Here is a 14,149-nt window from a genome sequence, read left to right on the forward strand (position 1 = left end):
GCCGGGCCGCCGGCCGGCGAGACGGCGCGCTCAGTAGGACAGATGCTTGAACAGCCGCGGCATCGAGCGCTCCCACTGACCCTCATAGAGCCGCACCAGCTCTTCGGCGGAGGTGGTGCCTCTGGCGACCACTTCCTCCAGCGGGGCGAGGAAAAAGCTCTCGTCGTTGCCCTCCTCGTTGAGCCGGCCGCGCGCCTTCAGCCCCTTGCTGGCGAGCTCGACCGTGGCCCGGGCGAGTTCGAGCACGACGCCGTCACGGAATTTCGTGCGGAAACCATCCCGAGGAACGGCGTCCCGCATCGCCTGGACTTCCTCGAAGCTCCAGTCGGCAGTCATATCGTCGACCGCCTGGAGTGTCGCCGGATCGTAGAGCAGGCCGACCCAATAGGCCGGCAGGGCGCAGATGCGCCGCCACGGCCCGCCGTCGGCGCCGCGCATTTCGAGGAAGCGCTTCAGCCGGACGTCCGGAAAGAGCGTCGACAGATGGTTGGTCCAGTCGCCCATCTGCGGCTCGGGATCGTCGATCTCGCCCTTCAGCGCGCCATCCATGAACTGACGGAAGGTCACATGCGTCGCGTCGTGATAGCGGCCGTTCCGGGTGACGAAATACATCGGAATGTCGAGCGCCCACTCGGCGTAGTGGCGATAGGTGAAGTCCTCCTCGAAAACGAAGGGCAGGAGCCCCGAACGCTGGTTGTCGACGTCCTTCCAGACCTCCGAGCGCCAGGAGACGAGGCCGTTGGGCTTGCCTTCGGTGAAGGGCGAATGGGCGAACAGCGCCGAGGCGACCGGCTGCAGCTTCATGCCGACGCGCATCTTGCGGCGCATGTCGGCCTCGTCGGAAAAGTCGAGATTGACCTGGATCGTCGCCGTCCGCAGCATCATGTCGAGGCCGCGGGTGCCGACCTTGGGCATGTAGCGGCGCATGATGTCGTAGCGCGATTTCGGCATGATCGGCGTTTCGGCGAGCGTCCAGGAGGGCGAGGAACCGATGCCGAGAAAGCCGATGCCGAGCTCCTTGGCGACAGCCCGGACCTCGGCGAGATGGGCGTTGGATTCCCGGCAGGTCGCGTGGATCGTCTCGAGCGGCGCGCCGGAGAGCTCGAATTGGCCGCCGGGCTCCAGCGAGATGGCGCCCATTCCCTCTTCGCTGTAGAGGCCGATCAGCCGTCCGTCGTCGACGATCGGCTCCCAGCCGGAGAGCGAGCGCATGCCGTCGAGTATAGCGCGAATGCCGCGCTCACCGTCGTAGGGAACGGGAGAGAGATCGTCGACATAATAGCCGAACTTCTCGTGCTCGGTGCCGATGCGGAAGTTTTCGGCCGGCTTCTCGCCGCCCTTCATATGCCCGACGAGATCGTCCATCGACGAAATGGGGGCCAGATCGGTCGTATCGCGCGCCATTGTTCTCGTTCCATTCGTTGCGCAAGCGCCGTCCCTCCGGCGCGCGGAACCCGCCATTCCACGAATCGCGTGGTGCCCCGAATTTGCCGAGGGCGCAAGATTGGATCGGTTGACGGTGCGGCCAGTGGGCGAAGGGCGGCTCGCTCAGGAGACACATTTCCAGTCCCCGATTGCCGCCTGCACCACCGCCAGTGCCGCGACGGCGGCGGTGTCGGCCCTGAGGATCCGGGGTCCGAGGGAGATTGCGGTGACGCCCGTCTCGGCATGAAGCCGTGTCCGCTCTTCGGTGGAAAACCCGCCCTCGGGGCCGATCATGAGCGACAGCGGTCCCTTTTCCAGGCGGCGAAGCGTCTCGATCGGGCTCTCGGCGTCCTCGCGCTCGTCGCAGAAGATGAACGGCCCGCGCGGCAGATAGGCCTGAAGCGCCGCGTCGAACTTCATCGGCTCGCGGCATTCCGGGATCGACAGGATGCCGCACTGCTCGGCCGCCTCGATCGCGTTCGCCCGCATGCGCTCGACATTCACCCGGCTTGCCTGGACGTGCTGGGTCATCACCGGCTGCAGGATGCCGGCGCCCATCTCGACGGCCTTCTGCACCATGTAGTCGAGCCGGGCGTGCTTCAGCGGCGCGAAGAGATAGGCGAGCGTCGGGGCGGGCGTCTGCGGACGCAGCCGCTCCTCGGCGACAAGATCGGCCTTCTTCTTCGCCGTCCTTGCGATGTGGCAGCGCCATTCGCCGTCGCGGCCGTTGAACGCGAGGACGTTTGCGCCGTCGGCAAGCCGCATCACGGCGAGAAGATAGTTCGCCTGGGTCGCATCGAGGGAAACCGTACCGCCCGCGGTCAGGGCGTCCGCGACGAAGAGCCTGGGGCTGTTGAAGTCGTAGTCGGGCATTTCGTCTCGCTTCCTCTCGCACCGCAACCTAAGGCGCGGCGCGCCGTTGTCGCCGCAATCATCCATTCATTCGAAAGGGACGTTTCATGGATTTGCAGATCCGAAACAAGGTCGCGCTGATCACCGGGGCGACGGGTGGCATGGGCTTTGCCACCGCCAAGATCCTCGCCGAGGAGGGGGTGAAGCTCGTCCTTTCCGATTTGAAGATCGACCAACTGGAAAAAGATGCGAAAGCGCTTCCGACCGAGGTGCTGTGCATCGCAGCCGACGTCACGGACCAGTCCGCCGTCGACACGCTCGCCCGCCAGGGTCGTGAAAAATTCGGCGCGATCGACATCGTCGTCCACACGTCCGGCATCACCGGCGCAAAGGGCGACCCGCTGGAAATGACCGACGAGGACTATCTGGAGGCCTGGCAGATCGACTTCATGTCCGCCGTGCGCATGGCCCGCGCGACCTTCCCGGCGATGCGCGAGAAGGGCTGGGGCCGCTTCGTCTGCATCACCTCGGAAAACGCCGTCCAGCCCTATTGGGAAGAGGCGACCTACAACACCGCCAAGGCGGCGCTCGCCGCCTTCGTCAAGAACCTCTCCTACGAGGAGGCCAAGTACGGGATCCTGTGCAACACCGTCTCGCCGGCCTTCATCGAGACCGACATGACCGACGGGATGATGGAAAAGCGCGCCAAGGAAATGGGCGTCTCCTTCGACGAAGCCGTGGAAAGCTTCCTCGACGAGGAGCGACCGGGCATCGCGCTGAAGCGACGCGGCCGTGTCGAGGAAGTCGCGGCGGCGATCGCGCTGGTCGTCTCGGAGCGTGGTTCCTTCATCAACGGCGCCAACCTTCGCGTCGACGGCGGCTCGGTCCAGGCCGTACAGAACTGACGAAGGCCCGATCGAAAGTGGGCGGAGATGCCCGCGGAACGCCGGCATTCCGGCGACGCGCCGGGGAGCGGGGCACCCGTCAACGAGACGAGCGCCCGCTCTTCCCGTGCTCCGATCAGCCGCCGGAGAGCAGTTCGGCATTGCCGCCGGTGGCGGTCGTGTCTACGCACAGATGGCGTTCGTGCACCACATGCGCCCGATCGGGCCTTGCCGTGATCAACGGGACGATCGGGCCATCGCGCGATGCCAGCGCCTTGGCGTAGGCCTTCGCCTGCCCCTCGTCGCCCCACCACAACACGCCGGAGAAGCCTTCGAGATCGACGAGCCGCTCGGGCGCCAGATCACCCTCGACCGCAACGGCGCTGCCGCCGAGCGCCTCGACCGCTGCCACCTGTTCCAATGCCGTTTCCATGCCCGGGCCGAGGCACAGCGCCGGTGGGCGGCTGTAATAGGCGAGGCGGTTGAGTTCGCCGGTCGGTCCGGGCATGAGCCGGTCCTCGAGCCGACGCTCGGCCGCAGCGTTCGACAGCGCGGCCTCCGGCTTGGCGTCGCCGGCGCCGGAGCCCGGGGCGGCGTCCGCCCCCGCCGGCGCGGGGTCCGGCGCGAAGAAGCGCGGCAGATAGAGCGGGCCGCCGGCCTTCGGCCCCGTGCCTGAAAGTCCTTCGCCCCCGAAAGGCTGAGAGCCGACCACGGCGCCGATCTGGTTGCGGTTGACGTAGATGTTGCCGACCCGGATCGCCTCGGCGATCTGCTGGACACGGCTGTCGATGCGGGTATGGAGACCGAAGGTGAGGCCGAAGCCGCGCGAATTGATCGCCTCGACGACGCGATCGAGCTCCCTCGCCTTGAAGGTCGCGACATGCAGGACGGGGCCGAAGATCTCGCGCTCCAGATCGGCGATCCCGTCGACCCGCAGCATCGTCGGCGGGACGAAGAATCCGCCTCCAGGCACGTCGACCTGATGCAGCACGGCATTGGCATTGTTGGCGATGTAGGCCGCGATCTCGTCGCAGGCATCCGCATCGATCACCGGGCCCACATCCGTCGGCAGGAGCCAAGGATCGCCGATCACGAGCTCGTCCATCGCGCCCTTGATCATCTCGATCACATGCGGAGCGGTGTCCTCCTGCAGGTAGAGGCAGCGCAGGGCAGAGCACCGCTGCCCGGCCGACTGGAAAGACGAGGCGACGACGTCGCGTACCGCCTGCTCGGTCAAAGCGGTCGAGTCGACGATCATCGCGTTGAGACCGCCGGTCTCGGCGATCAAGGGCGTTCCCGGCGCCAGGTTCTCGGCTATCGTGCGCGCGATGCGCTGCGCGGTGTCGGTCGAGCCGGTGAAGACGACGCCCTTCACCCGCGGATCGGCGGTGATCGCCTGGCCGACGACGGAGCCGCGCCCCGTCAGAAGCTGAAGGGCGCTCTTCGGGATGCCGGCTTCATGCAGAAGCTCGACCGCCTTGAAGGCGACGAGCGGCGTCTGCTCCGCCGGTTTGCACAAAACGGCATTGCCGGCCATAAGCGCGGCGGAGATCTGGCCGGTGAAGATCGCCAGCGGGAAGTTCCACGGGCTGATCGCCGCGATGATGCCGCGCGGACCGCGCGACACGTCTTCGCCTTCCCTCGCATAGTAGCGCAGGAAGTCGACCGCCTCGCGCAGCTCTCCCACCGCATCGGGCAGCGTCTTGCCGGCCTCTTTCGCCAGGATCGCGAACAGGATGCCGAAATTCTCCTCGAAGAGGTCGGCGGCCCGCTCGAGGACGGCGGCCCGCTCCGGTGCCGGCGCGTCCCAGACCCGCGCGTCGGCCAGCGCCCGCGCCACCGTCGCCGGATCCGCCTCGACGACCGTGCCGACGACTTCCCCGGTCGCGGGGTTGGTCACCGGCTTTTCAGCACCCGATGGATCGGACACCGTCAGCGGATGGGCCGTCTGCAAGGGCTTGGTGCGTTCGGTCTCGATCGCGGCGAGAACGCCCCGGTCGGACAGATCGAAGCCCTTGGAGTTGCGCCGCTTCTCCCCGAAGATCGCGGCGGGCGCGCGAAGGGCCGAGGGCGCCTTGGCGGTGCTCAGGGCCTCGAACGGATCGCGGGCGATCTTCGTCGCCGGCACGGCCTTGTCGACGATCTGGTGCACGAAGGAGGAATTGGCGCCGTTTTCGAGGAGGCGCCGCACGAGATAGGCGAGGAGATCGCGATGTGCGCCGACCGGCGCGTAGATGCGGCACTTGCCCCCGGTCTCCTTCAAGACGATGTCGTGGAGGCCCTCACCCATGCCATGCAGCCGCTGGAACTCGTAAGGCCGCCCTTCGGCCAATTCCAGGATGGCCGCGACGGTGTGCGCATTGTGCGTGGCAAATTGCGGGAAGATCCGGTCGCCCATGCCGAACAGTTTCTTGGCCAGGCAGATATAGGAGACGTCGGTCGCAGGCTTCGAGGTGAACAGCGCGAAATCGGGCATGCCGTTGACCTGGGCGAGCTTCATCTCGGTGTCCCAGTAGGCGCCCTTCACCAGCCGCACATTGATCTTGCGGTCGTGGCGGCGTGTCATCTCGTAGAGCGCGTCGATTGCCGGTCCGGCGCGCTTGCCATAGGCCTGCACCACGACGCCGAATCCGTCCCAGCCCGCGAGCCCGGGGTCGGAAAGGACCGCCTCGATCACCTTGAACGACAGCGCCAGCCGATCCTGCTCCTCGGCGTCGATGTGAAGCGCGATGCCGGCTTGGCTCGCCTGGCGGGACAGCCGCAGGACGACGGGCACCAGCTCGGCCATGACACGGTCTTCCTGGGCGACCTCGTACCGCGGATGGAGAGCCGACAGCTTGATCGAGATGCCCGGATTGTCGACGATCTTCTCATGGGTCGCGGCCTTGCCGACGGCGGCGATGGCGTTGGCGTATTCCCGGGCATAGCGCTTCGCATCCGCTTCGGTTCGCGCCGCCTCTCCCAGCATGTCGAAGGAATGGGTATAGCCCTGGCGCTCGCGGATCTTGCCGCGCTCCAGCGCGCCCTCGATCGTCTCGCCGAGGACGAACTGGCGGCCCATCTCCTTCATGGCACGGCCGACGGCGGTGCGGATGACCGGCTCCCCGAGGCGGCGGATCGCGCCGCGCAGCACGCCCGCCATTCCCGGCTGCCGATCGTCGAGCACCTTGCCCGTCAGCATCAGCGCCCAGGTAGAGGCGTTGACCAGCGACGAGGCGGCGGCGCCGGAATGCTTGTTCCACTCCGACGGCGCGATCTTGTCCTCGATCAGCGCGTCCATGGTGAAATTGTCCGGCACCCGCAGCATCGCCTCGGCGAGGCACATCAGCGCCACACCCTCGCGCGTCGACAATCCGTACTCCGCCAGGAAGTGCTCCATCAGCGTCGGCGGGGCCTCGGTCCGGATCCGCTCGACGAGAACGGCGGCACGATCGCTGATCCGCCGCCGGATCGCGGCGTCGAGATCGGCTTCGGCGATCAGCGCCTCCAGCAAGGGGCGTTCCGGCGCGAACTTCGCAGAGAAATCGAGGGCAGGAAAATCACAGGCGGCCACGCAGATCTCCATCGCGACGTTGCTCGACCTGATATACCGCGACAGGATTAGCCGGATCGCTCAAACATGCGCGTTGGCATGGACGGAAAGACCAAAATTTCGAAGGCTTTTAGGATGAACGACACTCTGGACGCCATCGACCGCAAGATTCTCGAAGCGCTGGTCATCAACGCCCGGATATCGATCGCGGAATTGTCGAAGAAGGTGGGCCTGTCGAAGACGCCCGTCTCCCTGCGGATCAAGCGCATGGAGGACATCGGTCTGATCACCGGCTACCGGGCGATCCTCTCGCCGCTCAAGCTGGGCCTGCAGCACGTCACCTATGTCGAGGTGCGTGTGTCCGACACGCGGCAGAAGGCGCTCGAAGCGTTCAACGCGGCCGTTCGCCTGATTCCCGAAGTGGAAGAATGCTACATGATCGCCGGCGGATTCGACTACCAGATCAAGCTGCGTTCGCGCGACATGGCCCACTACCGGCAGGTGATGGCGGAGAAGATCTCCGCCTTGCCCTATCTCAGCTCCACCGCCAGCTACGTGGCAATGGAAGCGGTGGTCGAGGACAGTCCGGGAAGCTTTTGAAGCTCTGAAGCGTTCCGGGTTTTCCGGAGGAGCGGGATCGAAATCGAACGTCACACTGCGTGGAGAGCGCTCTCTCAAGGAGATCGGCTTTCCGCGGGCGGCCGGGTGTTAGAAGCTTGGCGGCGTGCAGGCGCTGACGACCTCGCAGGGGTTCGATCCGACACAGCGGAAACGGTGCGGCCTTCGGCTCTCGAAATAGTAGGCGTCGCCGGGGCCGAGGATGCGGCGCTCGTCGTCGACGGTGACCTCGAGCCGTCCCGACAGGATGACGCCGCCTTCCTCGCCCTCGTGGGACAGCGGCACCTTTCCCGTGTCGGCGCCGGGTTGATAGCACTCCTTCAGGATCTGCAGCGCCCGGCCGAAGAGGCTCTCGCCGACCTGACGATAGGAGATTGCCCCCTTGCCGATCTCCACCAGTTCCTCCGCCTGATAGAAGACCCGCTGCGGCCGCTCCGGTTCGAAGGCGAAGAATTCGGCGAGGCCGATCGGCAACCCGTCCAGGATGCGCTTCAGCGCGCCGACCGACGGGTTCGTCGCGTTCGCCTCGATCAGCGAGATGGTCGAATTGGTGACGCCCGCCTTCTTCGCGAGCTGGCGCTGCGACAGCCCGCGCGCCATGCGCAGATACCGCAGCCTGCCGCCCACATCCACCATCGCCCCATCGCTCATGTCGCCCGTTTCTCCTGTTCGAAATCCGCAACACTTCGCCATCGTGGCCCATCTTCGTCAATCCGTTGCAGACGAAAAGAAAAGGACTTGTTTGCGACCTCGATCGAGCGCTTCCTTTCGGCATCACTCTCAGAGGTCCCCGATGAACCTTCACGCCAAGCCCAACGTCCCGGTGCTCGACAGCTACTGGATGCCTTTCACCGCGAACCGGCAATTCAAGAAGGCGCCTCGACTTTTTGCCTCGGCGCAAGGCATGCACTACACCGACGTCGATGGTCGGACGGTCCTCGACGGAACTGCCGGCCTTTGGTGTGTGAATGCCGGTCATGGCAGGCGTCAGATCGCCGAAGCGGTCGAACGCCAGCTCACCACGCTCGATTATGCTCCGTCCTTCCAGATGGGCCACACCATCGCCTTCGACTTCGCCGAGCGCCTGGCGGCGATCGCCCCGGGGCCGGAAGGCGCCAAGCTCGATCGCATCTTCTTCACCGGCTCGGGCTCGGAGTCGGTCGACACCGCCCTCAAGATCGCGGTCGCCTACCAGCGCGCCATCGGCCAGGGCACGCGGACGCGCCTCATCGGGCGTGAGCGGGGCTATCACGGCGTCGGCTTCGGCGGCATCTCGGTCGGCGGTCTCGTCAACAACCGCCGCGTCTTCCCACAGCTTCCCGGCACCGATCACCTGCGCCACACCTTCGATCCCGTCCGCAACGGCTTCGTGAAGGGCCAGCCCGAGCACGGGGCCGAACTCGCCGACGATCTCGAGCGCCTCGTCGCCCTCCACGGCGCCGAAACGATCGCGGCCTGCATCGTCGAGCCCGTCGCCGGCTCGACCGGCGTTCTGCCGCCCCCAAAGGGGTATCTCGAGCGTCTCCGATCGATCTGCGACCGCCATGGCATCCTTCTGATCTTCGACGAAGTCATCACCGGCTTCGGCCGCCTCGGCGCGCCCTTCGCCACCGATTTCTTCGGGGTCGTGCCCGACATCGTCACCACGGCGAAGGGCCTGACCAACGGCGCGCTGCCGATGGGCGCCGTCTTTGCCAGCCGGAAGGTCCATGACGCGCTGATGCAGGGGCCCGAAGGGGCCATCGAGCTGTTTCACGGCTACACCTATTCGGGTCATCCCGCCGCCTGCGCCGCCGGCATCGCCACGCTGGACATCTACGAGAGCGAGGGTCTTCTCGGCCGGGCGAAGCAGATCCAGGCCGAGTGGGACGCGGCGATCCATTCCCTGAAGGGCCTGCCGCACATCACCGACATCCGCACGATCGGCCTCATCGCCGGAATCGAGCTCGACTCGCGGGAAGGGGCGCCCGGCACCCGCGCCTACGACGTCTTCGTCGATTGCTTCGCCAAGGGACTTCTCATTCGCGTGACGGGCGACATCATCGCCCTGTCGCCGCCGCTCATCGTCGAGCGCGGACAGATCGGCGAGATCGTCGAGATCCTCGGCGCCGCCATCGAAGCCGCTGCCTGACGCGGCACTGCAACACGACTGCTGGAGACAAAGCATGCGCATCGGCGTTCCGAAGGAAATCAAGAACAACGAATACCGCGTCGGCATGACGCCGGGAGCGGTCGCCGAGCTCGTCCATCGTGGCCATCAGGTGGTTGTGGAGACGAATGCCGGAGCCGGCATCGGGCTCGACGACGACAGCTACCGGACCGCCGGCGCTACGATCGCCGGCCATGTCGACGAGGTCTTCGCCTGCGAGATGATCGTCAAGGTCAAGGAGCCGCTCGCCGAGGAGAGGAAGCGTCTCAAGGCTGGCCAGATTCTCTTCACCTACCTCCATCTCGCCCCGGACCTTCCCCAGACTGAAGATCTCGTCGCCTCGGGAGCGGTCGCGATCGCTTACGAGACGGTCACCTCGCCGACCGGTTCGTTGCCGCTCCTCGTCCCGATGTCGGAGGTCGCAGGCCGGCTCGCGCCGCAGGTCGGGGCGCACTCGCTGGAAAAGTCACAAGGGGGCCGCGGCGTCCTTCTCGGCGGTGTGCCGGGCGTGCCGGGGGCCAATGTCGTCGTCCTCGGCGGCGGCGTATCGGGCACCCATGCGGCGACGATCGCCGTCGGCATGGGCGCAGATGTCACCGTGGTCGACCGTTCGGCCGAGACCTTGAAGCGGCTCTCGTCCCACTTCGGCGCCCGGATCCGTACGCAGTTCTCGACCCGCACGGCGATCGAGGATCTGGTCGGGGAGGCCGACCTCGTCATCGGCACCGTCCTCATTCCGGGCGCAGCGGCGCCCAAGCTCGTGACGAAACAGATGGTGAGCGGCATGAAGCCCGGCAGTGTCATCGTCGACGTCGCAATCGACCAGGGCGGCTGCGTCGAGACGTCCCGCGCCACGACCCACGCCGATCCGACCTACGTCATCGACGACGTCGTCCACTATTGCGTCGCCAACATGCCCGGCGCGGTCGCCCGCACCTCCACCTTCGCCCTCGGCAATGTGACACTGCCATTCATCGTCGCACTCGCCGACAAAGGATGGCGCCAGGCACTCCGCGACGATGCGCATCTGCGCAACGGCCTCAATGTCTGCGAGGGGCGCGTGACCTGCGCGCCGGTCGCCGAGGCGCACGGCATGGAAGCCGTCGATCCGGGAACCTTCCTGTAGAAATTCTCCCGGATCGGCTGCGTCGGGGCCGGCAGCCTCGGTCTTCGAGCGCGTGCCGAGCGGGGTGCACGCGCTCGTCGTTGCGGTCAGCAAGAGACTTCCGAAGGAAGGATCGATGCGGTCGTTTGAACAGGCTCCCATATTCGCATCGGTGAACGGCCCGCAGCTTTGCGCGGCCGCCGGCGGCGGCTGGTCCGGGAGCAAGACGGGGCACGACGTTCGGCGAGGCGAAGAGGGGTCGTTTCTCGCGGTCTTGTTTCGTCAACCAAATCGCCGAAAAGAAGCAAATTTATTGAATTGCGCGAGATGAATTGCCGGATGTACGCTTTTCACACAGGCGAAAGGCGGGTTCTCCGAGGATCCCTTGCGGGTCACCGTCAAGATCGTGGTCGACGGCGTGTCCCTCGAACTCGATTTTGCCGGAAGCGCGGCCCCGACCAAGGGCACATCAACTCGCGCCTGTGCGCATTGAAGGCCGAGATGCTTCCCGTCCGTCTCGACAAATCGTTCGGACGGGCATCCATCTCCGCACGAGCCCACCTGCCGATGGGCCGGCGTCGCCGCTCAAGTGGCGGTGCTGTCGACGATCAGCACCGGACGCCCGCGAGAGCAGCGCTCGACACGCCCGTCGACACGGTAGACTTCACGGAGCATTTCGGCCGTGATCACCTCGCTGGTCGGTCCGGCCGCCTGCATCGCGCCATTGGCGACGACGATCGTGTTGTCGCAATAGCGCAGGGCGTGGTTGAGATCGTGCAAGGCAATCAGCACCGCCATTCCTGAGGCGCGCGCCCGGCGCTGCATGAAGGCGAGCACCTCGATCTGGCGGTAGAGATCGAGCGCCGATGTGGGCTCGTCCATCAGGAGCACTTCCGGCCGGCGCACGAGCGCCTGCGCGATGGCGACGAGCTGGCGCTGACCTCCCGACAATTCGCCGAGGCCCCGAAACGCCAGATCATGAAGATCGAGCGCGGCCAGGATCTGATCTATCTCTGCCAGTTCCCCATCGCTGACGCGCCAGCCCGAACCCTGCTTGGCAGCCAGGAGCACGGATTCGTAGACGGTCAGGACAGCATTGCCACCGGTATCCTGTGGCATGTAGCGGACGGCGTCCCGGCCCCGCGCCGTCTCCGTGAGATGGACCGTGCCCGGCCCTTTGATCAGGCCGGCGATGCGCTTGAAGAGGGTGGATTTTCCGGCCGCGTTCGGACCGATCACCGCCGTCAGCGCGCCGCCCTCCAGGATGGGCGTCGAGAAGCCGGACAGGACCGTGCGGCGACCATAGGCAGCGCCCAGATCGTCCAGTGCAATGGCTACCATGCGCGCCTCCGGCTGCTGAAGATCAGCACGAAGAAGAACGGAACGCCGACGAGCGCCGTGATCACGCCGATCGGCAGGATGGCGCCCGGCAGAAGCGTCTTGGAGACGACGGAGGTCACCGACAGAAGAAGCGCGCCGCAAAGAACCGAAGCCGGCAGGAAGAAGCGCTGGTCCTCGCCGACGAGCATGCGGGCGATATGCGGGCCGACCAGCCCGATGAAGCCGATCGTGCCGACGAAGGAGACGGGAATGGCGGCAAGAAGGCTGACGGTCATCATGGTGGACAGGCGCAGGCGCCGGACGTTGACGCCGAAGCTCGCCGCCTTGTCCTCGCCGAGCCGCAGCGCCGTCAGCGCCCAGGCCTGCCGGGCGAACAACGGGACGGTGACCGCCAGCACCGCCGCGGTGATCGCCACCTTCGGCCAGGTCGCCTTGGTCAGGCTGCCCATCGTCCAGAAGACGACGGCCGCCAGCGCCTGTTCCGAGGCAAGATATTGCAGCAGCGAGAGAAGCGCGTTGAAGGTGAACACCAGGGCGATGCCGAGGAGAACGATGGTCTCGACCGTGACGCCGCGCATGGTCGAGGCGAAATGGATGAAGAGCGCCGCGATCATCGCCATCGCGAAGGCGTTGATCGGCACCATGTAGTTCACCGCAATCGGCACGAGTGCCGTCCCGGCCACCAGGGCCAGCGCCGCCCCGAACGAAGCAGCAGCCGAAATGCCGAGGGTGAAGGGGCTGGCCAGCGGATTGGCGAGAATGGTCTGCATCTGCGCGCCGGCGACCGACAGCGAGGCCCCGACCGTCACCGCCATCAGCGCGATCGGCATGCGAATGTCCCAAACGACGACCCGGAGCTGGTCGCTCACGGCATCGGCGTCAAACATCGCCCTCAGAACCTCGGCGATCGTGTAGTTCGCCGGGCCGAGGGCCATGTCGACGCACACGCTCGCAAACAGCGCGAAGCTCAGCCCTGCAAGGAGAAAGATGCGCCGAAGGGCGAGACCGCGATAGCGGTCCCGACCTTCCTGGACGCTCGCCCTGGCCGCGACGCTGGTCATTCTGGCTCGGACAGCGAGACGAAGTAGCCGGACTTGTATTCGATCGGCAGGAAGCGGGCGTGGAGTTCCCGGAAGGTCGCGTCCGGGTCGAGGTCCTCGAACAGGTCGGGATGCAGCCACTTGGCCATCTCCTGGATCGCCACGAACTGATAGGGATTGTTGTAGAACTGATGCCAGATCGCGTGCACCTTCCCGTTCTCGACGGCCTTGATCCCGGTGAAGGCGGGTCGCTTGGTCAGGGCTTCCAGCTTGCGGTGCGCTTCCGCCTCGTCCGCTCCATAGCCGACGCCGACCCAGTTACCGCCCGGGACGTAGCCCTCCCAGTTCCCGCCGGTGACGATGACTTGATCCGGGTTGGAGGCGATGATCTGCTCCGGATTCACGGTTCCGAAGGTTCCAGGGATGATATCCTTCGCCATGTTGATGCCGCCGGCGATTTCGACCATCTTGCCGAAGTTCTCGTCGCCGAAGGACATGCAGCAATCGTCGGAATAGCCGCCGGCGCGCTCCATGAAGACGAGCGGGCGTTCGGGTTTCTCGCGCTCCAGGACGTCGGTCACCGCGGCGATGCTCTTCTGGCGGAAGGCGATGAAGTCTTCGGCGACCTGTTCCTTTCCGAAGAGCTTGCCGATCAGGCGCATGGACGGCTCGGTGTTGACCATCGGCTTCTCCCGAAAGTCGACGTAGACGAGCGGAATGCCGACCTTCTCCAAGGTCTCGATGTAGCCCGCCTCTTCGGTCGCGGTCTTGGCATCGACATTCATCAGGATCACGTCGGGATCGAGCGAGACGGCCTGCTCCACATCGAACGTGCCATCCTTCATGCCACCGAAGGTCGGCAGGTCGGCGACCTGAGGATAGAGCGAGCGATAGGCCTCGTAGGATTCGGGGTCGGCCTTCGGCAGATCGTCGCGCCAGCCCACGATCCGGCCGAAGGGCGCATCGCGATCGAGAGCGGCCACGAAATAGATCTGGCGGCCTTCGCCCAGGATGACGCGCTCGACCGGCGTCTCCACCTCGACTTTGCGCCCGGTGACGTCGGTGACGGTGACCGTCTCGGCGTGACCTCGAGCGACCGTCAAGACGAGAAATGATGCTGCAACAGCCACGAGATGGGTTAGGGCCCGCATGGTCTTGATCCCCTGAATGACGAACGAAGCCCTCTTGGAATTCATGAGTAGT

At 65.9% G+C, this 14,149-nt stretch carries 11 protein-coding genes; 4 read left to right on the top strand and 7 right to left on the bottom strand.

Annotated features, from left to right (window positions below):
• Window positions 1-30: 30 nt before the first annotated feature.
• Entirely contained in the window at window positions 31-1,404 is a 1,374-nt protein-coding gene (locus GTK09_RS05755; protein WP_163461798.1) for a glutamate--cysteine ligase, read from the bottom strand.
• Window positions 1,405-1,548: 144 nt separating this feature from the next.
• Window positions 1,549-2,298 carry a 16S rRNA (uracil(1498)-N(3))-methyltransferase gene (locus tag GTK09_RS05760; RefSeq protein WP_163461800.1) on the bottom strand — a complete coding sequence of 250 codons (750 nt, stop codon included), beginning with the start codon at window positions 2,296-2,298 and terminating at the stop codon, window positions 1,549-1,551.
• Window positions 2,299-2,384: 86 nt separating this feature from the next.
• Between GTK09_RS05760 and GTK09_RS05765 the strand changes: the two genes are divergently transcribed.
• Window positions 2,385-3,182, top strand: coding sequence for an SDR family NAD(P)-dependent oxidoreductase (locus GTK09_RS05765; RefSeq protein WP_163461802.1), 798 nt, complete (start codon window positions 2,385-2,387; stop codon window positions 3,180-3,182).
• Window positions 3,183-3,297: 115 nt separating this feature from the next.
• Here the strand turns inward: GTK09_RS05765 and putA are convergent, their stop codons facing one another.
• Window positions 3,298-6,726, bottom strand: a complete 3,429-nt coding sequence (gene putA / locus GTK09_RS05770) for a bifunctional proline dehydrogenase/L-glutamate gamma-semialdehyde dehydrogenase PutA (RefSeq protein WP_163461804.1) — start codon at window positions 6,724-6,726, stop codon at window positions 3,298-3,300.
• 102 nt (window positions 6,727-6,828) lie between these two features.
• On the opposite strand from putA, the gene GTK09_RS05775 reads away from it, so the two are divergent.
• Window positions 6,829-7,293: an Lrp/AsnC family transcriptional regulator gene (locus GTK09_RS05775; RefSeq protein ID WP_163461806.1), complete on the top strand. Its 465-nt coding sequence runs from the start codon at window positions 6,829-6,831 to the stop codon at window positions 7,291-7,293.
• 108 nt (window positions 7,294-7,401) lie between these two features.
• On the opposite strand, the gene GTK09_RS05780 is transcribed toward GTK09_RS05775, so the two are convergent.
• Window positions 7,402-7,947 carry a cupin domain-containing protein gene (locus tag GTK09_RS05780; protein ID WP_163461976.1) on the bottom strand — a complete coding sequence of 182 codons (546 nt, stop codon included), beginning with the start codon at window positions 7,945-7,947 and terminating at the stop codon, window positions 7,402-7,404.
• 157 nt (window positions 7,948-8,104) lie between these two features.
• On the opposite strand from GTK09_RS05780, the gene aptA reads away from it, so the two are divergent.
• Both aptA and ald read left to right on the top strand, forming a co-directional pair.
• Window positions 8,105-9,442, top strand: a complete 1,338-nt coding sequence (aptA, locus tag GTK09_RS05785) for an omega-aminotransferase AptA (RefSeq protein ID WP_163461809.1) — start codon at window positions 8,105-8,107, stop codon at window positions 9,440-9,442.
• A 34-nt stretch (window positions 9,443-9,476) separates the two neighbouring features.
• On the top strand, window positions 9,477-10,586 hold the full coding sequence (gene ald / locus GTK09_RS05790; RefSeq protein ID WP_163461811.1) for an alanine dehydrogenase: 1,110 nt from the start codon (window positions 9,477-9,479) through the stop codon (window positions 10,584-10,586).
• Between the two features lie 564 nt (window positions 10,587-11,150).
• Here the strand turns inward: ald and GTK09_RS05795 are convergent.
• From GTK09_RS05795 to GTK09_RS05805, 3 genes are read right to left on the bottom strand one after another with little or no spacing between them, the layout of a single operon-like run.
• Window positions 11,151-11,906 carry an ABC transporter ATP-binding protein gene (locus tag GTK09_RS05795; protein ID WP_163461813.1) on the bottom strand — a complete coding sequence of 252 codons (756 nt, stop codon included), beginning with the start codon at window positions 11,904-11,906 and terminating at the stop codon, window positions 11,151-11,153.
• Window positions 11,900-12,967 (bottom strand): FecCD family ABC transporter permease, encoded by a 1,068-nt coding sequence (locus tag GTK09_RS05800; RefSeq protein WP_163461815.1) that lies wholly within the window; start codon window positions 12,965-12,967, stop codon window positions 11,900-11,902. The genes GTK09_RS05795 and GTK09_RS05800 overlap by 7 nt, the downstream gene beginning before the upstream one ends.
• Window positions 12,964-14,097, bottom strand: coding sequence for an ABC transporter substrate-binding protein (locus tag GTK09_RS05805; protein WP_163461977.1), 1,134 nt, complete (start codon window positions 14,095-14,097; stop codon window positions 12,964-12,966). The genes GTK09_RS05800 and GTK09_RS05805 overlap by 4 nt, the downstream gene beginning before the upstream one ends.
• Window positions 14,098-14,149 lie beyond the last annotated feature (52 nt).

Origin of the sequence: Jiella pacifica, assembly GCF_010500815.1 — a bacterium.
In the GTDB taxonomy this organism is placed as follows: Bacteria; Pseudomonadota; Alphaproteobacteria; order Rhizobiales; family Rhizobiaceae; genus Jiella; species Jiella pacifica.